Here is a 26990-nt window from a genome sequence, read left to right on the forward strand (position 1 = left end):
TAAATGCACAAAAAAGGGTACATACTTTGGGTGTTCTTGCTGTTCACCTACCCATTGCTCTCCCAAGATTTACCTGGGGAGAAAACCTTTTTGTTGGAGGGGTCTGTAAAGGGAAAGGAAAATTACACCCCGATCGCTGGAGTGGAGGTGAGAACCGATAAGGGCCAGTATACTACCACCAACGGTCTTGGTGAGTTCAAGATCAAGGTGGCCATTGGCGATTGGTTGATTGTTGAAAGCCCAGATTTTGAAACGGTCAGGCACCGGATTGGTTCCAATGAAGAGATTTCGGTTTTGGTAGAAGATTATGAGCCTAGCCGGAAACAGCTGCGTCAAGAAACGCACCAGGTTTTTTTAGATTCTGCCATCTTTTATAAAAAACTGGATATTGAGAAGAGCATCGACTTTGTGGTACAGGCCATTTCAAGCTTGGGCAAGCGTGGAAATAAAAAGGAACTTGCCAATGCCTACACCGTGTTGGGCGAGATCTATCAATACCATAAGCAATATGACCTGGCCATTGACAACTTCAAGTATGCCCTTGAACAGCGCCGAACCGTAAAAACCTCACTGTTGCTTGGCAAGACCTATATTCTTAACAAGCAGTTTAAAGATGCTGAAAACATCTACGAGTCTTTGACAGACATAAACCGTATGGTGCCGTATCAACGGGTTGAAATGTTCGAAGGGCTCGGCGATGCCAATAAGGGGCTCGGGCAGATCGATCGGGCACTCGATTTTTATAACGAGGCATTGAAGATTGCCGAGAAGAACCAGATCGCGCCGAAGGTCACTGACCTGAATTCAAAGATTGCTGAGACCTATGCCAAAGAAAAACGACCGGTAGAGGCAGAGGGCTATTTTTCAAATTCGCTTCGCTTGTCAAAGCAGGAGGCCCCGCAGCGTGCCATTCAGGAAAATGAAAAAGTGGCCGATTTTTATAGTGAAGAAAAAAGGTTCGACGATGAGATACAGTTACGAAAGAAAAGTCTGAAAGAGCTAAAGCAACTGCCTGCCGAAAAAGTATCAAGTGGATTGTTGGATGTGCAAAAAGACTCGATTACCCCGCAGCGTATCAACTACAAGATTGCCAATGCCTACATTGCCCAAGAAAAGCTGACCGAGGCCATTCCATATTTGGAAAGAAGCATCGCAGAGGCCGATAGCGAAGACGATTTGGTGGTGCAAAAAGATGCCACCCGAAAATTGTCAGAGGTGTACCGTTACCAAGGTGATTTCAATAAGGCGTTGGAGACCTATCAAGAATACGTTTCGTTGGTCGATACGCTATATGCACGAAAAGAGCAGGAAATTTCACGGGCCGTGCGCCTTAACCGCGAGATTGCCGCGAAGCAGAACCAAATTGCGAGTCTTGAACAAGACCGTGAGCTTACACAGAGCAAGTACAACTTGGCATTGGCAGAGCAACAATTGTCAGAAGAAAGCAACAAGCGCCAAAAATGGGTGATCTACTCGTTGATTTTCGGATTGTTGCTAATGGCTTCGACCGCATTCTTTTATTACCGCAGCAACAGGCAGCAGAAATTGGCAAACAATCTTTTGGCATTAAAGTCGCTGCGCTCGCAGATGAACCCACACTTTATTTTCAATGCCTTGAACTCTGTGAACAATTTTATCGCCAAGAGCGATGAGCGGTCTGCCAACCGTTTTTTGAGTGAGTTTTCGGTGTTGATGCGTGCCGTGCTCGAGAATTCCGAAGAAGATTTCATTCCCCTTGCAAAAGAATTGGAGCTGCTTGAACTCTATGTGAAACTTGAACATTCGAGGTTTCCAGACAAGTTTGACTATTCCATCGAAATCGATGAAAACGTAGATGTTGGGGCTTTTGAGATCCCGCCCATGTTGTTGCAGCCCTATATCGAAAACGCTATTTGGCACGGTCTTCGGTATAAAGATGAAAAAGGCTTCCTGAAAATCGGGGTAAGGCAATTGAATGCCGATCTTTTGCAAATATCCATCAGTGACAATGGTATTGGTCGAAAGCAGTCTGCGGCACTGAAAACATCCAACCAAAAAAAGCAGAAATCAAAGGGTATGGGCAACATCAAAAAGCGCATCGCCATTTTAAACGATATGCACAAAAACAAGGTTGATGTGAGCATAGAAGACCTCTACGATGATGCGACGGGCACCCAGGTAATCTTAAAACTGAGAAAAGACTGATGAACTTACAGGCCATTATAGTGGAAGACGAGGCAAACAGCCGTGAGATATTGCGAAACTATCTTGAAAAATACTGCAAGAATGTGACACTTTTGGGTGAGGCTTCCACCATTAAAGAAGGGCTGCAACTGATCAACGACAAACAGCCCGATATTGTTTTTTTGGATGTGGAAATGCCTTTTGGCAATGCCTTTGATCTGTTGGATGCCCTGCCAGAACGTACCTTTGAGACGGTATTTGTGACCGCCTATAACCAATATGCGATGGATGCCCTCAACAGCCACGCCGCTTACTACCTGATGAAGCCCATCAATATTGACGAACTGGTGAAAGCGGTGGCCTATGTGGCCGAGGTAAAAGAACGTGAAAATGCCTTGGAAGGCCGCATTTTACAACCACAGGTAAAAAAAGCAGAGGGAAAGATAACCCTACCGCAGCAAGATGGTTTTCAGGTGTTGGAAGTATCTGATATTTATTTCTGCAAGGCTGATGACAATTACACAGAGATTTATCTGGAAGAACGAAAAATTCTGGTCAGCAAGACCCTGAAATATTTTGAGCGGGCACTGTCAGACTTTCCGTTTGCCCGTATACACAAATCGTATTTGGTAAACGTCAACGAAATCAGAAAATATAAAAAGGGAAAAGGGGGCAGTGTTGTTCTGTCAAATGGAAAGGAGCTTTCGGTCTCGGCTTCACAAAAGGCCAATCTGCTTTCGTATTTTAAGTAGTTGTTGACTCAATAATTGAGATTTATTTACTCCGACGCTTTTGCGGAAGTCCAAAATCAAGTTTTCTATTAACATCTAGCGGACTTGCTCAAAGATAGTTTGCTTTAAACCATAAAACTCCTTCCTTTGGATAAGGGAAAGTGGATTCCTACCTTTGGTCGGAGACCGAAGAGATAAATATACAAACAGCCATGATAATAAAAACAGTAAACGGAAAGTCCCCAGTTTTTGGGGAAGACTGCTTTATTGCTGAAAATGCCACCATTGTGGGCGAGGTGACCATGGGCAATCAATGCAGTATTTGGTTCAATGCCGTGGTAAGGGGCGATGTACATTTTATTAAAATGGGCAACAAGGTCAACGTTCAAGACGGGGCAGTGATCCACTGCACCTATCAAAAGTCGCCGACCACTATCGGCAACAATGTTTCCATTGGCCATAATGCCATAGTGCACGGTTGCACGGTCAAAGACAATGTGTTGATCGGTATGGGGGCGATTGTAATGGATGACTGTGTTATTGAAAGCAATAGTATTATTGCTGCAGGCGCAGTGGTCACGCAGGGCACCCATGTGCCCTCAGGCACCATTTATGCGGGCATGCCGGCAAAAAAACTGAAAGAGGTCAGTGCCGAATTGAGTGCGGGCGAAATAGACCGCATTGCCAATAACTATGTGAAGTATTCGGGCTGGTTCAAAGACAAATAAGGCCCAAGTACAGGAAACAAGAGTCAAGAACCAAGAGGAAAAAGCCAAGCACCAAATCCCCAATCCCAATTAGAAACAACAGAAAACTGTAATAATAGTCGCCATGAAGATCATGCCGAGATCTTAGTGCCAATTCGTGAAATTCGTGTCTAAACCTTACGACCCCGAGCATCGGGTTTTCTGCAAATTCCAAATCCCAATTGCCAAACTCCAATTATAACCTGAAAAATGGAAACCTTGAACTTTATAATCCTTAACCTTTCATCTTTGAACCGGTAACCCATATCCCAAAAACCCTAAACCTAAAAATTCCCTATTTTTGGCCCTTTAAACCGAACACTATGAACGCCTATATTTTTCCCGGCCAAGGTGCCCAATTCGTGGGCATGGGGTTAGACCTTTACGAAAATCATTCAGTAGCACAAGAATTGTTTGAGCGCGCCAATGACATTCTTGGTTTTTCCATCACCGATATCATGTTTGAAGGGTCGGCTGACGACCTAAAGCAGACCAAGGTGACGCAGCCTGCCATTTTCTTGCACTCTGTGATTTTGGGTAAGGTAATGGGCGAGCAGTTTAGGCCCGATATGGTGGCTGGGCATTCGTTGGGCGAGTTTTCCGCGCTTGTGGCGAATGGAACGTTGGATTTTGAAGACGGACTGAAATTGGTCTCAAAACGTGCTCTGGCCATGCAAAAGGCTTGTGAGCTTCAGCCCAGCACCATGGCTGCCGTATTGGGATTGGAAGATGCCGTGGTCGAAAAGATTTGTGCCGAAACGGAGGGAATCGTGGTGCCGGCCAATTATAATTGCCCTGGGCAGTTAGTGATTTCGGGTGAGGTAGAAGCTGTAAATGCTGCCTGTGAGAAATTAAAGGAAGCAGGTGCTCGCAGGGCATTGGTGCTTCCGGTAGGGGGCGCCTTTCATTCGCCCTTGATGCAACCCGCCCGTGAAGAATTGGCTGAGGCCATTGAGAATACCAAGTTTAACACGCCTACTTGTCCGATTTATCAAAACGTGACCACTACAGCCGTTTCAAATCCAGAAGAAATAAAGAAGAATCTGATTTCCCAATTGACCGCCCCCGTAAAATGGACCCAAAGCGTACAGAACATGGTACAAGACGGGGCTAAGAAATTTGTAGAGGTGGGTCCGGGCAAGGTGCTTCAGGGATTGGTCAAGAAAATTGCGGTATCAGCGGAAACAGAATCTGCCACCGTGTAGCCAACCCATTTAAACCCAATTATTTGCTCTTTGCCTAAAAAAAAGTGTTTTGGCCCTTATTTTTTGGTCAAGGCAGTAGTTTTTTCTTAATATTGGAGTTCCTTTTAAAGGAAGCTTACCTGCGTGATTTTTAGCGCTTTGCTTCGCTAAAAAGGCCTATCTAAATGAAAATGAAATCTTTTTCCCTAAATCGTTTTAATCTCAATACAAAGAGGATGTTTTTCCTTTTTGTTTTTTTCTCTTCCTTTTTATTGGCACGAGGACAAGTTACGGTTGAGTTTTCTCAGGCTACTGGTTCAGATGATGAGAATGTAGGGGGCAATTTGCCAGTGCTTTTGGTTACAGGTACAGTAACGGTTGCTACGACTGTAACGGTAACTGATAATTTGACGGGAACTGCCTCCAATGGGGTTGATTATACATTTACAACGCCGCAAGTGGTAAATATCCCAATTGGCACCTATCCTGGTGGCTCTTCGATACCTATACCGACTCTCGCGATAACAGGTGATACAGATGTTGAAACTAATGAAACCATTGATTTGTCACTTAACAATGCCACTGGAGATGCAACTTTGGGGGCACAAATAACAACTACGTATACGATCACCAACGACGACACGGACTCGATAAGCATTAATGATGTCACCCAGGTGGAGGGCGATGCGGGCACGAGCAACTTTGTCTTCACGGTCTCGGTCGATGGCGGCGGCAACGCGGCGAACAACATAGGCTTCACGGTGAACACGGCCAACGGCACCGCGACGGCTGGCACCGACTACGTGGCCATATCGGGCGGCAGCGGCACGATAGCGGCGGGCACCCCCAGCACCACGGTCACGGTACAGGTCAACGGGGACACCGATGTGGAGCCGACGGAGGACTTCACGGTGAACCTCAGTGCCCCGAGCAACGCCACGATCGGCGACGGCACCGGGCTTGGGGCGATCACCAACGACGACACGGACTCGATAAGCATTAATGATGTCACCCAGGTGGAGGGCGATGCGGGCACGAGCAACTTTGTCTTCACGGTCTCGGTCGATGGCGGCGGCAACGCGGCGAACAACATAGGCTTCACGGTGAACACGGCCAACGGCACCGCGACGGCTGGCACCGACTACGTGGCCATATCGGGCGGCAGCGGCACGATAGCGGCGGGCACCCCCAGCACCACGGTCACGGTACAGGTCAACGGGGACACCGATGTGGAGCCGACGGAGGACTTCACGGTGAACCTCAGTGCCCCGAGCAACGCCACGATCGGCGACGGCACCGGGCTTGGGGCGATCACCAACGACGACACGGACTCGATAAGCATTAATGATGTCACCCAGGTGGAGGGCGATGCGGGCACGAGCAACTTTGTCTTCACGGTCTCGGTCGATGGCGGCGGCAACGCGGCGAACAACATAGGCTTCACGGTGAACACGGCCAACGGCACCGCGACGGCTGGCACCGACTACGTGGCCATATCGGGCGGCAGCGGCACGATAGCGGCGGGCACCCCCAGCACCACGGTCACGGTACAGGTCAACGGGGACACCGATGTGGAGCCGACGGAGGACTTCACGGTGAACCTCAGTGCCCCGAGCAACGCCACGATCGGCGACGGCACCGGGCTTGGGGCGATCACCAACGACGACACGGACTCGATAAGCATTAATGATGTCACCCAGGTGGAGGGCGATGCGGGCACGAGCAACTTTGTCTTCACGGTCTCGGTCGATGGCGGCGGCAACGCGGCGAACAACATAGGCTTCACGGTGAACACGGCCAACGGCACCGCGACGGCTGGCACCGACTACGTGGCCATATCGGGCGGCAGCGGCACGATAGCGGCGGGCACCCCCAGCACCACGGTCACGGTACAGGTCAACGGGGACACCGATGTGGAGCCGACGGAGGACTTCACGGTGAACCTCAGTGCCCCGAGCAACGCCACGATCGGCGACGGCACCGGGCTTGGGACGATCACCAACGACGACACGTTTACGGTAACTATAATCGCCAATGACAATGCAGCTACCGAAGCGGGCCCGACCAATGGCGAATTTACCGTAGATTTGGGTGCAGTGAATGCTACTGGCGGCCCCGTTACAGTCAATTATGCAATTTCCGGTTCTGCAACTAACTCCACTGATTATACAACGCTCACCGGTAGTGTCGATGTAGCTGACGGCCAGCAGACGGCCATCATCACGGTTACCCCAATCGATGACAACATTGTGGAACCTGATGAGACAGTGATCCTCACGCTGTCAGATGACGCTGCCTATACTGTGGGCAGCCCAGATTCGGCTACGGTTACCATTTCAGACGATGATACTGCCTCTCTTGCAATCAACGATGTAACGGTCGACGAAAATGAGGGAAATGCCATATTCGCCGTTACATTGACAGGGGCCGTTTCAACTGGTTTCACGGTGTCGTATGACACCGCTGATGGAACAGCGAATGCAGGATCCGATTACGTTGGAAGTAGCGGTCTGTTGAGCTTTATCGGCAGTGACGGTGAAATAGGAAATATTTCAATAGGGATATTGAATGACAACATCATTGAACCTTTGGAAGATTTTACCGTTACCCTATCGGCACCTTCCAATACATCGGTCACATTTTCTGATGCCGTTGGTACCGGGGTAATACAAGATGATGACAGTTGTGCCGCTGGTAATAGTGCTCCAGCATTTAATGCGGGTGAGCCAACCGAATTTTGTGACACCTTTGTCAAGGATTTGGACGATTATGTGACCAGTTCCATTCCGGCAAACTCAGAGTTAAGGTGGAGTACCGATTCCGATCCGAACAACATAGCAGGACATTTATCCAGTAGCGTACTAACAGATGCACCTGGAACTTATTACGGATTCTTCTGGGATGCCTTGAACAATTGTGCGAGCCCGACCCTTACTATTACGTTGGCGCTAAACACAACACCTTCTGCTGGTTCTCCAAACAATACTTCGGCATGTAGTGTGCCTGCCAATGGTATTAGTATTGTTGATCTTGATGATCAATTAACGGGGGCAGATCCAGGCACATGGGTCATTACCACCGACCCTTCAAGTGGGGGCGTTACCTTGTTGCCAGGTAATATCGTAAATTTTTCAGGTCTGCCGGATGGTATCTATGTTTTTACTTTTACGACTACAGGTGCAAATGCTCCATGCAATAATGAATCAGTCAACCTCAGTGTGGCGGTCAGTGATTGTGCCCAGCCCTGTGATGCAGGTTCGTCAGCTCCGGCTTTGGATACTTCACAGCCAACAAACTTTTGCGATTCTTTTGAAGTTGATTTGAACGACTATGTGACCAGCAGTGCGCCTGCCGGAAGTGTGCTTACTTGGAGTGCCAATCCGGATCCTTTGGTGACCACAGCGCACAGAAGCAGTCAGGTCAGCGCTCCCGGAACGTATTTCGGATTTTTCTACGATGCAACGAACAATTGTGCGAGTCCTACCCTAGAGATAACCTTGGTTTTAAATCGAACCCCAACAGTGGACAGTACTATGGGCGATACTCGTTGTGGAGACGGCACGTTGACCCTTATGGCCACAGTTAGTGAGGGTGGTACTCTAAATTGGTACAATGTTGCTACAGGGGGTAGCATTCTTGGCACCGGAAGTTCTTTTGTAACACCTGACATTTCAGAAACGACCTCTTTCTTTGTGGAGGCAACTGCCAATGGTTGTACCTCTGAAAGGGAAGAAGTGGTGGCCACCGTTAATTTCGAGCCAAACCCTGGTACCCCAACCGATACATTTGCCTGCAACTTGGCCGGTAATGGCGGCCCCACCGTAATTGATTTGAACGACACCTTGACCGGTGCCGATTCTGGTGTGTGGACCGTGACCACAGACCCTTCTGGGGGAAATGTGGTCATCGATGTAGAGAACCAAGTTGATTTTGAAGGTTTGCCCGATGGCGATTACGTGTTCACCTTTACCACCAATGGGGCACAGCCGCCATGCACCGACCAATCGGTTGAAGTGACGATAACGGTAAACGATTGTATAGTCGATACCGATAACGACGGCTTGACCGACGGCGAAGAAATAGAATTGGGCACTGACCCCAATGACCCCGATACGGATGGTGACGGGCTTACTGATGGTGAGGAGGTTTTGGTCGTTGACGACCCGAGTACCGAAGCCGTGCCTGAGCGTGCCAGCGACCCACTTGATAATTGCGACCCTTTTCTGACACCCGATTGTGATGGCGAACCCATAGATTTAGAGGTTTTGAAAGCGGTAGACAATGATACACCGCTTGTAGACGAAGAGATTACCTTTACCATCACCCTTATCAACTTGACCATGGACAGGGTAATAGACGTTGTGGTTGAAGATTTGTTGGCGCCAGAATTTCAATATATAAGTAGCGAGCCGTCTAAGGGGTTCTATGCCCCAGAGACGGGTGTTTGGCAGATTGATGAGGTTGCGCCCGAAGAAGAACTTACATTGCAGATTACAGTTTTAGTATTGGTCGCTGGTAATCTTGAGAATACGGCCGTATTGCAAGATTCGTTTCCCTTGGACGCTGATGAGACCAACAATAGTTCAACCGTTGAAATTAGGGTGAGCAGAAGCCCTTGCCAAGACTGTGGCACCATTTGTAATATGTTTTCGCCCAATGGCGATGGGGTAAACGACTTGTTGGTGTTGAACTGCCCAGAAGACTACCCGAACAACACTTTCGAAGTCTTTGACCGCTATGGCAATAGTGTATTCAGTGCGCAGGGGTACAATGGTACTTGGGATGGTACCGGCAAGAATGGTGATTTGCCCAAGGGCACCTATTTTTATATTTTGGATTTGGGCGATGGGTCCGAACCGACCAAAGGATGGATTCAAATCGTCAGATAACCTAAATTGTTCATGAACGCGGTATTGAAAAAATACATAGTGCCGATTTCGGCAATTTTGCTTGCAGCCCTGCCCCTCAACGCACAAAAAGAGCCGCAGTATACCCAGTATATGTACAACATTGGCAGTTTTAACCCTGCCTACGTCGGTACCGTTGAAAGTGCCGAGCTAATGGGGCTGTACCGCGCCCAATGGCTCGATATACCCGGGGCGCCCCGCAATTTGAGATTTGGTGCCAATATTCCCTTTGCCAATGAAAAAATGGGAATGGGCTTTAACGTAATCACCGATGAGATTGGGCCTTCGAGCCAAACGTATATTGACATCGCCTATTCGTACCAGATCAACCTGTCTGATTATACCAAACTTTCATTCGGACTCGATGCGGGTGGTTCGCTGCTGAGTCTGGATTATTCCAAAGGAAATTTTCAAAATCCGAACGACCCTACGGTAGAACAGCAAGATGTCAGCAATTTTTACCCAACCATAGGGGCGGGCATGTTTATGTATGCCGATAATTGGTATCTCGGTATGTCAATTCCGAATTTTTTGACCAACGATATTTATAATGACGAGGTGGCCACCGTCGTCGAAGACAAGATACAGTTCAATTTTATTGGGGGATATGTGTTTCAACTTTCCGATAGGTCAAAGTTCAAACCGGCATTTTTGATCAATACCCTCAAAGGGGCCCCGGTGAACGTGAACCTATCTGCCAATTTCTTGTTCATCGATGCCCTCACGATTGGCGCCTCGTACCGTTTTGACAATGCCTTTAGCGGTCTGGCCGGCTTCCAGATTTCAAACAGTATGTTCTTGGGCTACTCATATGATTATAACACGAACGGACTGGGTGATTTCAGTGGGGGTACACACGAGGCCATTCTAAAATTCTATTTGGGCCGAGGTGATGGCAACAGTAGGTTTAAAGGCACTAAGAAGAATAAAAAATTGAAGGGGAAACCCAAACAAATAGATTCACCGAGATTTTTTTAGCATGAAAATGATGAAATCTACTTTATGGGTTGTTTTGATGCTTTTGTTCACATCGGCGTTTGCCCAAGACAAACGGTCGAAGGGTGATAGCTATTTCTTTCAATACGCCTACAACCAGGCCATAGTCGAATACGAAAAGCAAAAGGCCGAGGGGACGCTTACCCCACAACAAGAGCTGAATTTGGCAGATGCCTATTTCAAGACAAATGCCTACGACAAGGCCTCCAAACTATATCTAGAAGCGTACAAAAGGGATACCCTGATGGGCAACCATCATTTCAACAAAATGTTGCAAAGCTTTTCCAAAGTGGGAAATACAGAGCGGGTCGATGCTTTTTTGGCCACCAAATCAGGCCAGCTTGAACAAGAACTGCTAGAGAACGCTGATTTTAACCGAGAATTGTTAGAGTCCAACACAGCCGGCGAATTGCAATTTGAAATCTTTAATATGGGCAGCAACAGTCCACAATCAGATTTTGCACCAGCCTTTTTTAAAGAGAGATTGCTCTTTAGCAGTGGTCGCCCACAAGAAAAGAAAAAGCAGTATGCACCGATGGGAGAATCGTATCTCGACATTTATGTCGGTCGTATAGGGCCCAATGGCGAGGTATTGAACGCAAATCCTTTTTCGGGCATACCCCAGTCTGATTACCATAAGGCAACACCTTATTACTCTGAAGCTCTTAACGCGATTCTTTATGTGTTGTCAAATACCGAGAATGGTGAGTTGGCCTTTGATGACAATGGAAAAAACGCACTTTCAATTGCAATGCAGGTGGTGGATGGTCAGTTCAGGCTTCTGTTGCGCGATTTAAGCACATCATTCTATTATCCGTTTTATGAGGCTGAAACCGGCAAGCTGTATTTTGCCGCCAATTTTGAAGATGGCTATGGAGGCACTGACCTATATTACGTTTATACCAATAACGGACAAATAATGTCTGCCCCGGTAAACTTGGGCCCCCGCATCAATTCGCCGGGTAATGAGATAGCACCCTTTGTTTTTGAGAGCAGCCTCTATTTTTCTTCGGATGTGTTCTACGGCATGGGGGGCATGGACATTTATAAGAGCAATTTCGAAGAAGAGGGTAATTTTAGTATACCCGTGAACTTGGGTCCTGGGGTTAATTCAAAAGATGATGATTTCGGTTTCATTATGCGGAATGAGGGAGATGGACTTCTTGGCTATTTCTCCTCAAATAGGCCCGGAGGCCGGGGCAAAGACGACATTTACGGCTTTAAGGTTGATGAAAAACCAGGTCTAAAGACCATTGCCCTTCGCGGAAAGGTCGTCAAGCCTTACGACAATGATGAGGGGGTTGCAAAAGCGGCTGTTCGGGTTTTGGACAAGAACGGCGCAGTGTTAAAAGAAGTGTATTCAGATGAGGATGGCAACTATCGTTTGGAGATACCGTGGCGAGAAGAAGTAACGCTCCAGGCCACAAAAGACCGACACTCTATATTCACTGAAAAACTTCAGTTTTTAGAGGGTCTGGACCAAAAAGAAGGTTTTAAGGTTGATATTGGCCTCTCGTTATATGACGATTTGGTCGAAGAAAAAGAAGGCCAGAAAGTGGTCAAACTCGATAAATTCTATTTCGATAGGGGATTGGCCAAAATTACCCCAGAAATAGCCAAAGAACTGGATAAGGTGGTCGAATTTGTACAGCAATTTCCAGCGGTACAATTGCGTATTGAAACATATACCGATAGCCGTGGGGGCAGCAGCGCAAACTTTAGGCTTACCCAGCAAAGGTCTGATGCCATAAAAAAATATCTGCTCGATAAGGGCGTGCCAGCCTCGAATATTCTGTATTCTGTGGGTTATGGAGAACAGAAGATATTGAACAATTGCCACAACGGGGCCTTCTGCCTTGAGATGTTGCACAAACAGAACCAACGTTCACTGATAGTCGTGTTGAACGATAATGTTATGTTTGAATAACGGCCTAACGGGCCAATGAGCATTCATGGCAGTCTTTTACACGGCCATAATAGGTTTCCCGATATTTGTGAAGTGTTCTTATCGGTAGCCCAAGAACCATTTTTTTGATATAGGTCACCTTGGGTGAAAACATACCCATTTTTTTAGTGTACCTGCGTTCCCTTCTTGTGCTTCTTTTAATATAGATCAACTTCATAGCCTGATTTTCAGGTGCAAAGCTTCTAAAGACAAATTGCAATCACAAATGTAAGCTGTTAAGTCTTTATTAAAATTTTTGGGACTTGGTCAATCCAATAACACCATCCAACAGTAATACAGGGCAAAAAGTGATAAGAATATCATGCCCACATAGGTCAAAAATTGCAGTGATTTGTTTGGGCGGTATCGTTGCGGCATGTCATTGCCCATTACGGCTTTAAGGTTCATCCATCCCACTATGGGCGCCATAACAAAAGAGACAAAGGTAGCCAAGGCCACCAGTTGCCCCATATTGGCACTGAAAAGTAAAATGACCATCCAATTGATCAGGGCCAGAATGACCACTGTTAAGGCAAATGAGGATTTTCTTGAAAATATCCCAATGTTTGGGTAGAGCTTTGACAGTACATCCAAACTGACCCGTGCAACCGCATCATGGGCTGTCATACAAGTACTGAACATAGTGGCAAAAGCGGCCACAGCAATGAAAATATAGGCCCAATTGCCTATGTGTGCCGTGAACAGGGTTACCACTTGGTCGGCAAATACCACGGCATTGCCACTTAGTTCGACCCCGGTTCCGTAAAGGGTCATCCATCCTATGATCAAAAAGAAAATGGCCAAGAGTGCGGTCATAAAATAGCCCAAATTGAATTCACCCAATGCCTCTTTGAACGAAGGTTTATTTTTCGACGATTTCAGTTTTTCAATACTCCATAAGCTCACCCATCCTGAAGCTTCAACGGCAGTGGGCATCCACCCCATAAGGCTAATCAAAAAGAGAATACCCACTTCATCAAATATTTTTGGCTGTTCAAAATTGGCGATAGGCGCTGCTTGCCCCTTGTATAGCACCATCACGGTGGTAACAAGCAGGGCCACAAATAATATGGAAATGACCACCTTCAAAGAGTTTTCTAGAAATTTATAGCGGCCAATGATAAGCAGGGTACTTATAAAGGCAAAAAGGGCGAGTGCGGTCATACCCAAATTGGTGCCAGAAATCTTGAGGAGATTCATGAGCAGGCCAGAGGTAACCACATAAAGGGCGGCCAATAGCGTAAATATAGAGACTACCGTTACCAGGGCGTACACCCAAAGATAACGTTTGCCCAAATCACGGTAGCCCTGTATCAAGCTTTTATGGGTAACGTTGGTGTACCGGACCCCAAACTCAAAAAAAGGATATTTGAGAATATTGGCCAACACTATGGGAATGACCATTACCCAACCATATTGTGCCCCGCCTTTTGTGGAAAGAACCAAATGCGAAGTGCCGATGGCCATACTGGCAAATAACAGGCCTGGCCCGACCAACTTGATCAGTTGTTTGATTTTTTTGATCATTTCAGGAAAATATGCGCTGAATTTAACACAAATGCAGAGTAAAATCCAACTTGTACGTACAAGTTATTGTTGTATATTTAGAGTGTCGATGCGGAATATTCTTTGTCGGCCATTTAAAAACCGATAAAGACGAATCGATGAAGCCCATCTCAAACCGTAGAAACTTTCTCAAACAAACGGGTAAGACTGTTTTGGGTTCCTTACTGCTGCCCCAAGTGCTGAGGTCCTCAAATATTGGTTACATAGTGGATGAATCCCATGTGAAACTGTGCGGCCACCTATGGGTGTACGCCAGTAAGTTCCCCCCTAATTGGGATTGCACTCCAGTTCTTGATACTGTATTTCAAGATATGGCCTATGCTGGGCTATATGGTGTCGAGCTTATGGAGGTGCTTCTTAGGCCCGATGATGCAGTGCGGCGCATTGCAAATCTTAAAGCAAAGCACAACATTAAGGTTTCCGGCTCTTCTTACGGAGTGGGTTTTCAGATGTGCGATGCCCAACAGCATAAAAAAATTCTTGAAGATATACATTTAGTGGTGCCAAGACTGGCGGCTCTTGGGGGCGAAACATTCGGTATTTCCGTTGGCTCCGTGAACCGTCTAAAGACCGAAAAGGAACTGGATGCTCAAGCTCATATTCTAAAGCAGGTTTTTAAGATTTGCCAAGATAATGGCATTCAACCCAACCTTCACAACTATACGTATGAGGTAGAGAATGACCTTCATGATCTGAAAGGCACGTTGGCCCGATTGCCTGATGCCAAGCTCGGGCCCGATCTCAACTGGTTGATCAGGGCGGGGGTGAGCCCGGTCGATTTTATAAACACCTATGGTGACCGCATAGTGTACTTACATATTCGCGACCAGTATGCAGATGGCACGTGGACAGAATATGTGGGGCAGGGCGATACAGATTTTAAGGCCATCGCCCAAGCTTTGGAAAAGCAAAAATTTAGTGGAAAGGCAGCCATCGAATTGGCATTTCCCAATGATTTTGAACCTGAGAATCCTTTAAAGGAAGATTGGAAAATGAGCCGAGAGTTCGTTCAAGAGACTTTCGGATGGTAAACGTAAAAACAAGAACACAGAATATATGAGAATTGCCATGTTGGGCTCAGGCTTTATTGCCAGGTTTTATGCGACCTCACTGCATGCCCAAAGACGAAAAGATAGAATTATTAGCGTGTACTCGCGAAACATTGAAAATGCCAAGCGTTTTGCGAAAGATTATGGCTTTGAGCATTTTACGGATAAAATGGAAGAGGCAGTTCAACATCCCGATGTTGATGTGGTGTTAATTTCTTTACCCAACCATTTGCATCTACCAGCGGTAGAGGCGGCGGCAAAGGCCAAAAAGGGGGTATTGTGTACCAAACCGTTGGGGCGTACCGCCGAAGAAGCCAAAAAAATGCTCGACTTGGCAGAAGAGGCCGGGATTTTTGCTGGGTATCTGGAAGATCTCTGCTATACCCCAAAATTTCTCAAGTCGATGGAAAGCGTCAAAAAAGGCGCTATTGGCAAGGTGCTTTGGGCCAAGTCAAGGGAAACTCATCCAGGTCCGCACAGCGATTGGTTTTGGGATATGGAAAAATCTGGGGGTGGCGCCATTATTGACTTGGGCTGCCATTGTGTTGAAATCAGCCGAAATTTCATCGGTAAAGAGATCAGGCCCCTTGAGGTCATGTGCTGGGCAGATACCCAAGTACACCCCATAGATGCAGAAGATCATGCCATTGGTCTGGTAAAATATGCCAATGGAGCCATCGGTCAGTTTGAGGTGAGTTGGGCCTTTAGGGGCGGTATGGACCTTCGTGATGAGGTCATGGGGACCGAGGGCACAATATGGTTGAACAACTTTTTGCGAACCGGATTTGAAATGTTCACCACTGGCGGTAAGGATGCCTACGTGGCCGAAAAGGCAGAGATTGACAGGGGGTGGTTGTTTCCGGTAGGTGACGAGGCCCACGATTTGGGGTACCCGCATATGTTTACCGATATGTTTGATGCCATGGAAGAAGGGCGCGAACCCTTGGAAACTTTTTATGACGGCTATGTGGTGAATGCCATTTTGGACGCAGCCTTCAAATCGGCAGAAACCAAAAAATGGGAGCCTGTGGTACTTGAAGATTGGCGTGGCAACAAATCGGAAGAAGCACTCAGGCAAGCCATCTCCTACGATGATGACTACTATCTTATCAAAGAAGAGGTATTGCCGAACGGTGATACCAAACTTATTCTTAAACATAAAAAAACGGGCGAGGTCATCCAACGGGTGAATTCGTAATGGTATTTGAATGGACAAAAAATTGAAAAAAGACCTCGCTTCGGTCAATATCACTGGCAAGGCGATTGATGACCACACCTATGATGCAATTGTCATCGGATCAGGAATCAGTGGTGGATGGGCCGCCAAGGAACTCTGCGAAAAAGGACTGAAAACATTGGTGCTCGAACGGGGCCGAATGGTAGAACATATCAAAGACTACCCGACCGCAAGTAAGCATATCTGGGAATTTCCCCATCGGAACAAAGTGACCGAAAAGCTGAAAAGTGAGAATCCCATTTTGAGCAAATGCTATGCTTTTGAAGAAGCTACGGAACATTTTTTTGTAAAGGATAAAGAGCATCCCTATGTGCAAAAAAAACCGTTCGATTGGATAAAAGGGTATCAAGTGGGCGGTAAATCGCTTTTGTGGGCCCGATGGACCCAGCGCTGGAGTGACCTTGATTTTGAGGCCAACGCCAAGGAAGGAGTCGCCGTCGATTGGCCTATTCGCTACAAAGACATAGCCCCATGGTATGCCTATGTCGAAAAATTTGCGGGTATTAGTGGCAATAGAGATGGGCTCTCGCAGATTCCAGATGGCGAGTTTTTGCCTCCGATGCAGATGAATTGTGTTGAAGACTATTTTAAAGACAGCTTAAAAGAAAACTACTCCGATAGGCATTTGGTCATATCACGTACCGCCAACCTTTCACAGCCCCATTTGGGCCGCGGCCCTTGCCAATATCGTGACCTGTGCTATAGGGGATGTCCTTTCGGGGGGTATTTTAGTAGCAATTCTGCAACGCTTCCTGCGGCTGAAAAAACTGGGAACCTGACCATCAGGCCTTTTTCAGTGGTACATTCCATCATTTATGACGAGCAGACACAGAAGGCAAAAGGGGTTCGGGTAATTGATACGAACACCAAGGAAACAATGGAGTTCTATGCCAAGATCATATTTTTGAACGCCGCCACGCTGAATTCAACCTTGGTGTTGTTGAACTCCACCTCCTCTCGATTTCCAAACGGTATGGGCAACGACAGCGGTGAATTGGGGCACAATCTCATGGACCACAATTACAATGCGAGGGTTAAGGCCAAATACGATGGGTTCAAAGACAAGTACTACCACGGCCGGCGGCCCACGGGAACCTATTTGGCACGTTTTCGCAATTTCGGTGATGATAGACAAACCGATTTCAGTCGGGGATATGCCTATTCCGTTGCCGCTTCGAGACCGGCGGGCAGTGAGGTCAGTGAGACATCTATAGGCCTTTCACTAATGGAAGATTTAACGCGATTGGGCCCATGGGAAATTTCAATGTTGGGCATGGGCGAATGTCTTCCCTATCACGACAACAAAGTGACTTTAAACAAAGACCAAAAAGATGAATGGGACATGCCATTGCTTGAAATCGACGCCGAATTCAAGACCAACGAAACCAATATGGCCAAAGATATGGTGGCCTCTGGCATAGAAATGCTAGAGAAAGCGAAGTTTTATGATATCGAGGTGGTGCCCGAAAACCGAACTATGGGCCTCAATATTCATGAGATGGGAACGGCCCGCATGGGCAATAGTCAGAAGACCTCGGTACTCAATGCCCACAACCAAGTCTGGGGGGCAGAAAATGTGTTTGTGACCGATGGGTCATGCATGACCTCCAGCGCATGCCAAAATCCATCCCTGACCTATATGGCACTAACCGCAAGGGCAGCCGATTATGCCGTTTCCGAGCTTAAAAGAAGAAATCTGTAAATCTGATTATTGATGGAGACCGAAAAAATAGACAGAAAACATTTTTTGAAGAGCCTGGCATTATTGGGCGGTGGCGCTCTGGTTGTGCCAACAGTATTGCTGCAATCTTGCAAGGCCGAACCACGCGCGTGGAGCAGCCTATCGCAGGCAGACATTTCTCTGCTCGATGCATTGGGGGAGACCATTCTGCCGAAAATGGGTGATTTGCCTGGAGCAAAGGATGTGGAGATAGGAGAATATATCGTGACAATGGTGCAGGATTGTTTGGCAGCGGAAGACCAAGACGTGTTTTTAAACGGACTTACCACTATCGAATCCTTGAGCTTTGAACGTTCGGGAGATTCATTTGAGAAAATGGATGGTGGACAGCAGCTAGCCCTATTGTCGGAGTTACAGGAAGAGGCTATTGTGTTTGCTGAAGCTCATGAAAATAGCGATCCGCCCCAAGTGCATTATTTCGCCTTGCTCAAAGACTTGGTGGTGTCAGGTTATTTTTCTTCAGAACTCGGAATGACACAAGCAAGGGAATATTTGCCCATTCCACAACGGTTTGATGGCTGTATTGATTATGATGAAGAGAACGATAAGCCTTGGGCGCTTTAACGATGGATTTTAAAGATACTTGCTACATACTAATGGGCGGCACCTCGGGCATGGGGCTTTCTGCGGCCTTGGCCTTGAAAAAGAGAGGGGCCTCATTGGTAGTGGTCGGTCGCGATGAAGAGAGTTGTGCCTTTGCCACAAACAAGTTTGGTAACGATGCCGTGGTGATACAAGGAGATGCCACAAATGGGGCGACCATCGACAGGGCTATTGATGCAGCAAAAGATAGATTCGGAACGATAACCGGCCTTTTTCACGTGGCAGGTGGCAGCGGCCGAAAATTCGGTGATGGGCCCTTACATGAATTATCCCTGGAGGGGTGGAACAAGACGCTCGAATTGAACCTTGCTTCGGTCATGTTGTCCAACAAGGCCGTGATCAATTACTTTTTAGAGAAAAAAACACACGGAACCATTCTGAACATGGGTTCGGTATTGGGGCAATCGCCCTCACCAAAACATTTTGCCACCCATGCCTATGCGGCAGCAAAATCAGCAATCATCGGTTTCTCAAAATCGATTGCATCCTATTATGCGGAGAAGAACATTCGGGTAAACGTATTGGCACCGAGTCTCTTTGAGACCCCCATGGCCAAAAGGGCAGCGACGGATGAATCCATCGTAACCTTTGCCAAGACCAAGCAACCGTTGGACGGTGGACGATTGGGCAATTCCGAAGATATCAATGAGGCCGTGTTGCTGTTTCTATCGCCAAATTCCAAATTCATTACCGGACAGGTGTTGGCGGTTGATGGGGGCTGGTCAATCAGTGATGGACAATATAGATAAACTATGCAGTACCTGGGTATTGATATTGGGGGAACAAGGGTAAAGACAGTTTTGTTGGATAAAGACATGCAAATCTTGAAAAAAGATGAGGTGGCTACCCATGACGGAGTTGGTGATTGGAAAACCAAGATTTTAGGGTTGATAAAAAAGGAGGCAGGTGCTTCGGAAAGACAGGCTTTGACGATAGGAATCTCTGCCCCTGGACTGGCCGATGCGGGCAATCGAAAAATTCTCCATATGCCTGAACGATTGCAGGGCATAGAAAATTTTGATTGGGGAAATGCTGCTGACCGTGAAATATGGGTGGTCAATGACGGCCATGCCGCTTGTTTGGCGGAGTACCACAGCTATCAGAAAGAGAAGAATATCAAAAATATGCTGCTATTGACCTTGGGCACCGGTGTGGGCGGTGGTGTAATTGTTGATGGGAGATTGTATCAAGGAAATTTAAACCGAGCAGGCCATTTTGGCCATATGACCGTTGACCATGATGGTGCGCCGACCATGACCAATATGTTGGGCAGTTTGGAGTATGCCATTGGTAATTTTTCCGTTGGCCAACGTACCCAAGGGCACTATTCAAGTACCAAAGAATTGGTAAAGGCCTATGAAGAAAATGAGGTGACGGCCACTTTTTGGTGGCTTGAATCGGTTAAGAAATTGGCCTTGGCCTTGGCCTCTTTGGTCAATACATTTTCCCCGGAAGTAGTTGTGCTGGGAGGCGGTATCAGCAGTGGCGCCAAAGATTCCCTAATCAAACCCTTGCATGAATTCATGGCCTTGTACGAATGGCAACCGGGAGGGTACAGAACTGCCATTGAGTTGGCGCAATTTGGCCAATATGCAGGTGCCATGGGCGCGGCACTATTTGCAAAATCAAAATCTTGAACTGTTTATGAATTATACCAAAACATATTTAACAAAAGCCAAACACATCATTTCTGTGGTTGAAAAACAGGAAGCTGCTATAAAGGCCGTGGCCGAGTTGTTTGCCCAATCCATATTGAATAAGCGGGTGGTGCATCTTTTTGGTTCTGGACACAGCCGTATGATGGTTGAAGAGATGTGGCCACGTTATGGCTCTTTTCCGGGGTTTAATCCAATAGTGGAACTATCCTTATCCTTTCATAATCTTGTGGTCGGGGCAAATGGTCAACGCCAGGCCATGTTCATTGAGAATGTATCCGGTCTTGCGCCAAAAATCCTTCGAAATTTTGATATTACCGAAGACGATACGGCACTGATCATTTCTTCGAGTGGATGCAATGTGGTACCCATTGAAATGGCAGAGGAGTTTCGAAAGCGAAATGTTAAGGTAGTGGCCTTGGTGAGCAGCCTGCATCTTGAAGGAAGTGACTCAAAAAGAAAAGACGGCAAAAAACTGACCGACTTTGCAGACTATGTGTTGGATACAGGTGCGCCCTTGGGTGATGCCATGATTGAAATAGAAGGCCTAGAAACACCCGTGTCACCTGGGTCAACCTTGGGCGGGGTGTTGTTGATCAATGCATTGAAGGCAGAAATCGCAGCTATTTTGCAGCAAAACGGGAAACCACCCAAGGTACTTGCCAGTGGAAAAATAGTGGGGGAACAACGTGCCGCTGAATTGTTCGAGATGGCGTATGATGAACATGCACATAACTTGGCCAGATTGTTCGAGAACGTGGGAAAGAAAAAATAGCATGGAACATTTTACCACATCCATACAGGAAGTGTGCACTACTGACATTTTGGTCATTGGCAGTGGCAGTGCCGGCTGTGCAGCAGCCCTTGCGGCGAGTCATGGTAACTATAAGGTCACCTTGGTTGAACGATACGGATTTGCAGGAGGGACCTCAACTCAGATGCTCGACACCTTTTATGGATTTTTCACACCTTCTGAAACCCCCAAAAAAATTGTAGGGGGCATTCCCGATAGGGTTGTGGACGAACTCTGTAAATCAGGTGATATTTTTTTGCGTCCCAACACCTACGGGGCGGGCACTGGGGTCAACTATAATCCCGAAAAGTTGAAAGAGGTTTGGGACAAACTCCTTTTGAAACATAATATCGAGACCTTTTTCCACACCACTTTGGTAGCTGTTGAAAACGTTGGGGTAACCATTACATGTGTTTGTTTTCATAAGGGCATGGGGTTCTTTCGAATAAGAACGAAAAGGGTGATCGATGCATCCGGCGATGCCGACTATTGCCATTGGGCAGGTATTCCGTATGAAATTGCAGGTAAAAACGAACCCGCCCAAAGCATGACCACCACCTTTCGTATGGCTAATGTTGATCTAAAAAGTTTTGAAGCCGCTGGCGGAAAGAAAATGCTGAAAACCAAGATGAGGGAAGCCTATGAAAGTGGCCGCCATCCCTTGCCAAGAAAAGAGGGTTCTGCACACGAAATGTGCCAACCAAGCTGCATTTCAACGGTCGCTGTGAAAGTGGTCGATAAAAACCCGTTGACACCAGAAGGCATTACGCAAGCGGAACAAGAAGGCCGTAGGCAGGCCTTCATATTTGAAGATTTTTTTCGGGCAGAGGTGCCCGGTTATGAAAACTCAAAAATCATTGGGCTTTCGACCCAAATAGGGGTGCGCGAAACAAGAAGGGTCTATGGCGAATATCGCTTGACAAAAGACGATTGTATGGCCGCCAAACAATTCGAAGATCAAGTTTTTTTATGCGGTGCCCCTATTGAAGATCATCGAAAAGCGGGTGACTCAGGTAGTGAAACGTTTTGGCAGTATGTGCCCGGTGGCGGGGTTTACGGTGTGCCCTACAGAACACTGGTGCCAAAAGAAAGCCTGAACACTTGGGTCGTGGGGCGCTGTTTTTCGGCCACGCACGATGCCCATGCTTCCTGTAGGTCAATGGCCCAGACCATGTCTATGGGCCAAGCCGCCGGGTTTGCGGCCGTTCAATCACTGCAGTCCGATGCGGATGCAAGAGCCATTTCCATACCGAAATTGCAAGACACCTTACTTTCTAACGGTGCAGTTTTGGAGATGCCAGATACAATTGCCGATATAACCAGAAATGGATGGCTTAACAATCGATAAATGAGCAAGCCTTTTTTTAGAACGGTATTGGGCGATAGGCCCGTTGATGAAATGGGGTTTACCTATTCTCACGAGCACATTATCATCGAAGATAGTTATGTGACCGCAGCAAATCCAGAATTTTTGCTCAACGATGTGGCCAAAATCACCCAAGAACTTACTGCATTTTATAAGGCAGGGGGCAGAACGGTAGTGGATACCATGCCTGCAAACTGTGGCAGAAATGTGCTCAAATTGGCAGAAGTGAGCGGTCGCTCCAAAGTCAATATCATTGTACCAACCGGAATTCATTTAGAACAGTATTATCCTGAAAACCATTGGAGGTATACCTATTCGGAGGATGAACTTACTGATTTGTTTATTGCGGATATCGAGCAGGGCATTGACCGTTTTGATTATTCGGGGCCTTTGGTGAGGCGTACCGAGCATCGTGCCGGACTCATAAAACTCGCTACCGGAGATGAGCCTTTTACCCCACACCAAGAAAAAATCTTCCGGGCCGTGGTCAACGCACATTTAGCCACTGGCGGACCTATTTTGACTCATACCAATTTTGGTCGAAAGGCATTGGAACAGGCCTTGTTTTTTGAAAAATTGGGGGCAAAACTTGATCATGTGGTGCTATCGCATGTCGACCGGGCCAAAGACATTGCTTATAACCGAGCTGTATTGGATGTTGGTGTCAGGGTAGAGTACGACAGTGTCTTTAGGTGGAAAAAAGACGAGTCCAACCATACGCTGCGGCTACTGGAAACATTATTGCCCGACTACCCCGATCAAATTGTCTTGGGCATGGACATGGCAAAGAACAAATATTGGAAGAGCTATGGAGGGCAACCGGGACTCAACTACTTGATAGAGACCATTCCTGATTTTCTAGAATCGAGGGGGTTGGAGCACTGTTTGGATGCGATTTTTATTGATAACCCCAGGGCACTTTACAGTTTCTTTAAAAATCCAGATTGATGGAAGAATACTAAAGAAAATAACTGTTGCTCACCGGATAACGTGACGTATTGCAATACACTTCGCTGTACAGATAGAAACCAGGTTTGCTGGTCGTAAAACGGATGGAGATATGCAGCACCGGTGCACCCCTTTCAATATTCAAAAACCTGGCCACTTCGGCGTTGGCACTTTCTGCCCGCAGTTCTTGTTCCGAGCCCTTCATTTCAATCAAAAAGTTTTGGCTCAGGGTTTTGAAAAAAGACCCTTCTATAAATTCTGAAGCTTTCAATTGCTGTAGTTTTAGATCAGAATACCAGTTGTGCTCAAGCATAATAGGTTTGCCGTTCACGTAGCGAAGACGTTGAAAATAGATGGCATTTCCCTCTTTTTCCGTTTCAGAAAGCCTGAATGGAATACGGTCGTCCCATGGTTGCGATGTGGGTTCCTGTAAGATCACAGTTCTTTTGTTGTGGTCAAGCGCCTCAGAAAAACCCTTTACGGTCAACAGTCCCAAAGATTTACGCCGTTCGACCACCCTGCTGCCACGACCATGCTCTTTTTCGATAAAACCATTTTTTAGAAGCTCATCGAGGGCCCTGCGCACTGTGGTGCGCGTGGTGTCGAATTGCTCACAAATTTCATTTTCTGACGGCAGATAGCTGCCCACGGGGTAGGTTCCCATTTGAATATTGGTCGTAAAAAAGCGCTGTATTTTTTGGTACTTCTTTTCGCTGTCCACGGGGATAATGTGCTGTCTGGAAATTTTTACAATGTATGAAAAGCTGCGATAATACCTATGTCGAGCAAGACCTAATTTTTATGGCTTACAAAGTTATTGTCTCCACTGCCAACGTCTTTATATCCAAGATTAAAAAAGTCGCGGGCAAATCCCTTAATTCCCCGCCATGATAGCCCATGATGGCCCCTGGATTGATAAGCAGTGTGTCGCCCACCTTTTCATCGTCGGCCAAGGTGTGGTTATGACCATAGCAAACAACGTCGTAGCCACCATTTTCTGCCAATGTTCGGGCTTTTTCAGGGTAGTGGTTGGCGGCAATGGACTTTCCGCCAAAATCACCTCGAAAATATTCCCCATGAATGTGGATATTTGAAAATTGTTGCGCCACTTTTATAATGGAAGCCACATCACCATCGTTGTTGCCAAGTACAATATGGATGGGGTTTATATAGGCCTGCCCGAGCAGTTTAATGATAAAGGGGGCGCAAAGGTCACCACAGCATATCATAGCATCAGTGGCTTGCAGCTCAGGTCTTTCGAGGGCTTTTTTTAAATTCCATACATGGTCGTGAATGTCGGAGATGATGGCTATTTTCATGCTGTTCAACAATTTTGATGTGACCTAAAAATAGCAAATATCAATGTGATTTTTGGAGGTCCGAAAACCAAGATATCGTTGCATACCATAAAATTTTAAGAAAACGGAACACCGCATTTTCAAAATCAGAAGATGGCCGATTGGGTTCAAGGCTGCCGCAAATAGTGCCAATACGGTTTAAATGGCTACCTTCACGGTACCTTTTGTTTTTTTGAAGATGGTTATAAATCATTATAGAAAATAGAATTCGTGAAAAGAGTAGTGACTTTTGGAGAAATAATGCTGCGTTTAGCTCCACCTGGATTTTTAAGATTTTCCCAGACCAACACTTTTGATGTGGTCTATGGTGGTGGGGAATCAAACGTAGCCGTATCACTTGCCAACTATGGCGTTCCCGTGGACTTTGTAACCCGGCTTCCCAACAACGACATTGGCCATTGCGCCCTGATGGAGATGCGCAAAAGAGGAGTGGGAACCGATAAGATCATATTTGGCGGTGACCGCCTTGGCATCTATTTTTTGGAAACAGGGGCCGTAAGCCGCGGCAGCATGGTGGTTTACGATCGCGCACATTCCGCCATGGCCGAAATCGAAAAGGGAATGATCGATTGGAAATCGGTTTTCGATGGCGTTGCTTGGTTCCATTGGACGGGCATCACCCCGGCCATTTCCCAAGGGGCTGCAGATGTCTGTTTAGAGGCGGTCAAAGTGGCCAGCGATATGGGCGTTACCATTTCGACTGATTTGAACTACCGTGCCAAACTCTGGAAATATTGTGATGATTCAAAGCGGGAAGAAATCATGTCAGAACTGACCTCATACTGTGACATCGTTTTGGGCAACGAAGAAGATGCCGAGAAGCACTTTGGAATCAAACCCGATGGTTTGGACATCACCACCCAAGGAGAACATGTGAAGGCAGAGGCCTTTTTGTCTGTATGCAAACAAATGATGGAACGGTTCCCTAGGGCAAGAAAAGTGATAACCACATTGAGGGGATCCTTATCGGCCTCTCACAATACCTGGGCAGGCGTACTCTATGATGGAAAGACCATGTACAAATCCCCTGAATACCAGATTACCCACATCGTTGACCGCGTGGGTGGTGGTGATTCTTTTATGGGCGGATTGATTTACGGATTGCTCAAGTACCCTGAGAATGACCAAAATGCCCTGAACTTTGCCGTAGCCGCATCATGCCTCAAACATACCATCAAGGGCGATGCGAATCTGGTTACCGTCCAAGAAGTGGAAAAATTAATGTCCGGTGATGCTTCTGGGCGTGTAGCTCGCTAAAAAAATGACCATGAAAACGGTTTCCCAAAAAGAGACATTGAACAGTATGGGCAAAGAGGGCCTAGTGCCCGTATTCAACCATACAGACGCAGAGGTTGCAAAAAAGGTGCTTGATGCCTGCTATAAGGGAGGTGTTCGCGTTTTTGAGTTCACCAATAGGGGCGAAAATGCGCTGGAGGTTTTTGGGGCTTTGGTACTTCATGCCGAAAAATACCATGATTTGATACTGGGTATCGGTACTATATTTTCGGCAGATGACGCAAAAAAATTCTTTGATAGCGGGGCTCAGTTCATCGTTTCACCGGCCATGATTCCTGAAATTGCTCATTTCTGCAAATCAAAGGATATGCTTTGGGTGCCCGGATGTGGCACGGTAACCGAAATCTATCAGGCCGTACAATTGGGGGCTAAAATCATAAAGGCTTTTCCCGGAAATGTACTGGGCCCAGGTTTTGTCAAATCCGTAAAGGCGGTTTACCCCAACCTTCCCATTATGCCCACCGGTGGTGTGGCCCCTACAGAAGAAAACCTAAAGGCATGGTTCGATGCCGGGGTAACCTGTGTTGGTATGGGTTCAAAGCTTATTTCAAAAGATATGCTGTTACAAAAAGACTTTGCTGCTTTGGAAAGAACGGTAAAAAGTACATTGGAATTGATTTCCAAAATCAAAGTGGGCAACAACTAATTTTGAAAAAAGGTTGAGTGTCAATAATAAAAAAACCCTCAAAATCAGTTGATTGAGAGG

The 26990-nt window shown here is 46.8% G+C and carries 22 protein-coding genes; 18 read left to right on the forward strand and 4 right to left on the reverse strand.

The annotated features are described in order from the left end of the window. The first annotated feature begins 3 nt into the window (after nt 1-3). The 7 genes from VC82_RS09760 to VC82_RS09795 all read left to right on the forward strand — a co-directional run bounded on the left by VC82_RS09760 (nt 4) and on the right by VC82_RS09795 (nt 12654). Complete coding sequence (locus tag VC82_RS09760) at nt 4-2184, forward strand: tetratricopeptide repeat-containing sensor histidine kinase (protein WP_045802214.1); 2181 nt, start codon at nt 4-6, stop codon at nt 2182-2184. Beyond that, complete coding sequence (locus tag VC82_RS09765; protein WP_045802215.1) at nt 2184-2915, forward strand: LytR/AlgR family response regulator transcription factor; 732 nt, start codon at nt 2184-2186, stop codon at nt 2913-2915. The genes VC82_RS09760 and VC82_RS09765 overlap by 1 nt, the downstream gene beginning before the upstream one ends. Before the next feature lie 191 nt (nt 2916-3106). After that, nucleotides 3107-3622, forward strand: a complete 516-nt coding sequence (locus tag VC82_RS09770) for a gamma carbonic anhydrase family protein (protein WP_045803367.1) — start codon at nt 3107-3109, stop codon at nt 3620-3622. A gap of 341 nt (nt 3623-3963) precedes the next feature. Then, nucleotides 3964-4845 (forward strand): ACP S-malonyltransferase, encoded by an 882-nt coding sequence (gene fabD / locus VC82_RS09780; protein ID WP_045802217.1) that lies wholly within the window; start codon nt 3964-3966, stop codon nt 4843-4845. A 251-nt stretch (nt 4846-5096) separates the two neighbouring features. Continuing rightward, entirely contained in the window at nt 5097-9713 is a 4617-nt protein-coding gene (locus VC82_RS15270; protein WP_170218320.1) for a Calx-beta domain-containing protein, read from the forward strand. A gap of 12 nt (nt 9714-9725) precedes the next feature. Next, on the forward strand, nt 9726-10709 hold the full coding sequence (locus VC82_RS09790; RefSeq protein ID WP_045802218.1) for a PorP/SprF family type IX secretion system membrane protein: 984 nt from the start codon (nt 9726-9728) through the stop codon (nt 10707-10709). Between the two features lie 7 nt (nt 10710-10716). Continuing rightward, complete coding sequence (locus VC82_RS09795) at nt 10717-12654, forward strand: OmpA family protein (protein WP_245615881.1); 1938 nt, start codon at nt 10717-10719, stop codon at nt 12652-12654. Between the two features lie 4 nt (nt 12655-12658). Here the strand turns inward: VC82_RS09795 and VC82_RS09800 are convergent, their stop codons facing one another. Both VC82_RS09800 and VC82_RS09805 read right to left on the reverse strand, forming a co-directional pair. After that, the gene (locus VC82_RS09800) at nt 12659-12850 is read right to left on the reverse strand and encodes a hypothetical protein (RefSeq protein ID WP_045802219.1); all 192 of its coding nucleotides are present in this window, start codon (nt 12848-12850) and stop codon (nt 12659-12661) included. An 89-nt stretch (nt 12851-12939) separates the two neighbouring features. Then, nucleotides 12940-14196 (reverse strand): NRAMP family divalent metal transporter, encoded by a 1257-nt coding sequence (locus tag VC82_RS09805; RefSeq protein WP_052699092.1) that lies wholly within the window; start codon nt 14194-14196, stop codon nt 12940-12942. Between the two features lie 140 nt (nt 14197-14336). Between VC82_RS09805 and VC82_RS09810 the strand changes: the two genes are divergently transcribed. From VC82_RS09810 to VC82_RS09850, 9 genes are read left to right on the forward strand one after another with little or no spacing between them, the layout of a single operon-like run. Continuing rightward, the gene (locus VC82_RS09810) at nt 14337-15269 is read left to right on the forward strand and encodes a sugar phosphate isomerase/epimerase family protein (RefSeq protein ID WP_084598198.1); all 933 of its coding nucleotides are present in this window, start codon (nt 14337-14339) and stop codon (nt 15267-15269) included. 25 nt (nt 15270-15294) lie between these two features. Next, the gene (locus VC82_RS09815; protein WP_045802221.1) at nt 15295-16485 is read left to right on the forward strand and encodes a Gfo/Idh/MocA family protein; all 1191 of its coding nucleotides are present in this window, start codon (nt 15295-15297) and stop codon (nt 16483-16485) included. A 10-nt stretch (nt 16486-16495) separates the two neighbouring features. After that, on the forward strand, nt 16496-18226 hold the full coding sequence (locus VC82_RS09820) for a GMC oxidoreductase (RefSeq protein WP_045802222.1): 1731 nt from the start codon (nt 16496-16498) through the stop codon (nt 18224-18226). Between the two features lie 12 nt (nt 18227-18238). Beyond that, complete coding sequence (locus VC82_RS09825) at nt 18239-18829, forward strand: gluconate 2-dehydrogenase subunit 3 family protein (RefSeq protein ID WP_045802223.1); 591 nt, start codon at nt 18239-18241, stop codon at nt 18827-18829. A 2-nt stretch (nt 18830-18831) separates the two neighbouring features. Next, nucleotides 18832-19617 (forward strand): SDR family NAD(P)-dependent oxidoreductase, encoded by a 786-nt coding sequence (locus tag VC82_RS09830; RefSeq protein WP_045802224.1) that lies wholly within the window; start codon nt 18832-18834, stop codon nt 19615-19617. Between the two features lie 3 nt (nt 19618-19620). After that, entirely contained in the window at nt 19621-20505 is an 885-nt protein-coding gene (locus VC82_RS09835) for an ROK family protein (RefSeq protein ID WP_045802225.1), read from the forward strand. Nucleotides 20506-20512: 7 nt separating this feature from the next. Continuing rightward, nucleotides 20513-21298, forward strand: a complete 786-nt coding sequence (locus VC82_RS09840) for a sugar isomerase domain-containing protein (protein ID WP_045803371.1) — start codon at nt 20513-20515, stop codon at nt 21296-21298. Nucleotide 21299: 1 nt separating this feature from the next. Next, nucleotides 21300-22664, forward strand: a complete 1365-nt coding sequence (locus VC82_RS09845; RefSeq protein WP_045802226.1) for an FAD-dependent oxidoreductase — start codon at nt 21300-21302, stop codon at nt 22662-22664. Next, complete coding sequence (locus tag VC82_RS09850; RefSeq protein WP_045802227.1) at nt 22665-23630, forward strand: phosphotriesterase family protein; 966 nt, start codon at nt 22665-22667, stop codon at nt 23628-23630. Between the two features lie 10 nt (nt 23631-23640). Here the strand turns inward: VC82_RS09850 and VC82_RS09855 are convergent, their stop codons facing one another. Then, a complete protein-coding gene (locus tag VC82_RS09855) occupies nt 23641-24351 on the reverse strand; it encodes a GntR family transcriptional regulator (RefSeq protein ID WP_045802228.1) in 711 nt (236 codons plus the stop codon). A gap of 85 nt (nt 24352-24436) precedes the next feature. Beyond that, the gene (locus VC82_RS09860) at nt 24437-24949 is read right to left on the reverse strand and encodes a YfcE family phosphodiesterase (RefSeq protein ID WP_045802229.1); all 513 of its coding nucleotides are present in this window, start codon (nt 24947-24949) and stop codon (nt 24437-24439) included. Nucleotides 24950-25198: 249 nt separating this feature from the next. Here VC82_RS09860 and VC82_RS09870 point away from each other — a divergent pair, with 249 nt between their 5' ends. Together VC82_RS09870 and VC82_RS09875 are read left to right on the forward strand one after the other, a co-directional pair. Continuing rightward, nucleotides 25199-26245 carry a sugar kinase gene (locus VC82_RS09870; protein WP_045802231.1) on the forward strand — a complete coding sequence of 349 codons (1047 nt, stop codon included), beginning with the start codon at nt 25199-25201 and terminating at the stop codon, nt 26243-26245. 10 nt (nt 26246-26255) lie between these two features. Continuing rightward, a complete protein-coding gene (locus tag VC82_RS09875) occupies nt 26256-26930 on the forward strand; it encodes a bifunctional 4-hydroxy-2-oxoglutarate aldolase/2-dehydro-3-deoxy-phosphogluconate aldolase (RefSeq protein ID WP_045803372.1) in 675 nt (224 codons plus the stop codon). Nucleotides 26931-26990 lie beyond the last annotated feature (60 nt).

The organism is Flagellimonas lutaonensis (assembly GCF_000963865.1).
Lineage (GTDB): Bacteria > Bacteroidota > Bacteroidia > Flavobacteriales > Flavobacteriaceae > Flagellimonas_A > Flagellimonas_A lutaonensis.

Excerpts from the sequence above, each read along its gene's own strand:
- VC82_RS09760 (WP_045802214.1), top strand. The coding sequence starts at position 4 with ATGCACAAAAAAGGGTACATACTTTGGGTGTTCTTGCTGTTCACCTAC.
- VC82_RS09765 (WP_045802215.1), top strand. The coding sequence starts at position 2,184 with ATGAACTTACAGGCCATTATAGTGGAAGACGAGGCAAACAGCCGTGAG.
- VC82_RS09770 (WP_045803367.1), top strand. The coding sequence starts at position 3,107 with ATGATAATAAAAACAGTAAACGGAAAGTCCCCAGTTTTTGGGGAAGAC.
- fabD (WP_045802217.1), top strand. The coding sequence starts at position 3,964 with ATGAACGCCTATATTTTTCCCGGCCAAGGTGCCCAATTCGTGGGCATG.
- VC82_RS09790 (WP_045802218.1), top strand. The coding sequence starts at position 9,726 with ATGAACGCGGTATTGAAAAAATACATAGTGCCGATTTCGGCAATTTTG.
- VC82_RS09795 (WP_245615881.1), top strand. The coding sequence starts at position 10,717 with ATGATGAAATCTACTTTATGGGTTGTTTTGATGCTTTTGTTCACATCG.
- VC82_RS09800 (WP_045802219.1), bottom strand. The coding sequence starts at position 12,850 with ATGAAGTTGATCTATATTAAAAGAAGCACAAGAAGGGAACGCAGGTAC.
- VC82_RS09810 (WP_084598198.1), top strand. The coding sequence starts at position 14,337 with ATGAAGCCCATCTCAAACCGTAGAAACTTTCTCAAACAAACGGGTAAG.
- VC82_RS09815 (WP_045802221.1), top strand. The coding sequence starts at position 15,295 with ATGAGAATTGCCATGTTGGGCTCAGGCTTTATTGCCAGGTTTTATGCG.
- VC82_RS09820 (WP_045802222.1), top strand. The coding sequence starts at position 16,496 with ATGGACAAAAAATTGAAAAAAGACCTCGCTTCGGTCAATATCACTGGC.
- VC82_RS09825 (WP_045802223.1), top strand. The coding sequence starts at position 18,239 with ATGGAGACCGAAAAAATAGACAGAAAACATTTTTTGAAGAGCCTGGCA.
- VC82_RS09830 (WP_045802224.1), top strand. The coding sequence starts at position 18,832 with ATGGATTTTAAAGATACTTGCTACATACTAATGGGCGGCACCTCGGGC.
- VC82_RS09835 (WP_045802225.1), top strand. The coding sequence starts at position 19,621 with ATGCAGTACCTGGGTATTGATATTGGGGGAACAAGGGTAAAGACAGTT.
- VC82_RS09840 (WP_045803371.1), top strand. The coding sequence starts at position 20,513 with ATGAATTATACCAAAACATATTTAACAAAAGCCAAACACATCATTTCT.
- VC82_RS09845 (WP_045802226.1), top strand. The coding sequence starts at position 21,300 with ATGGAACATTTTACCACATCCATACAGGAAGTGTGCACTACTGACATT.
- VC82_RS09850 (WP_045802227.1), top strand. The coding sequence starts at position 22,665 with ATGAGCAAGCCTTTTTTTAGAACGGTATTGGGCGATAGGCCCGTTGAT.
- VC82_RS09860 (WP_045802229.1), bottom strand. The coding sequence starts at position 24,949 with ATGAAAATAGCCATCATCTCCGACATTCACGACCATGTATGGAATTTA.
- VC82_RS09875 (WP_045803372.1), top strand. The coding sequence starts at position 26,256 with ATGAAAACGGTTTCCCAAAAAGAGACATTGAACAGTATGGGCAAAGAG.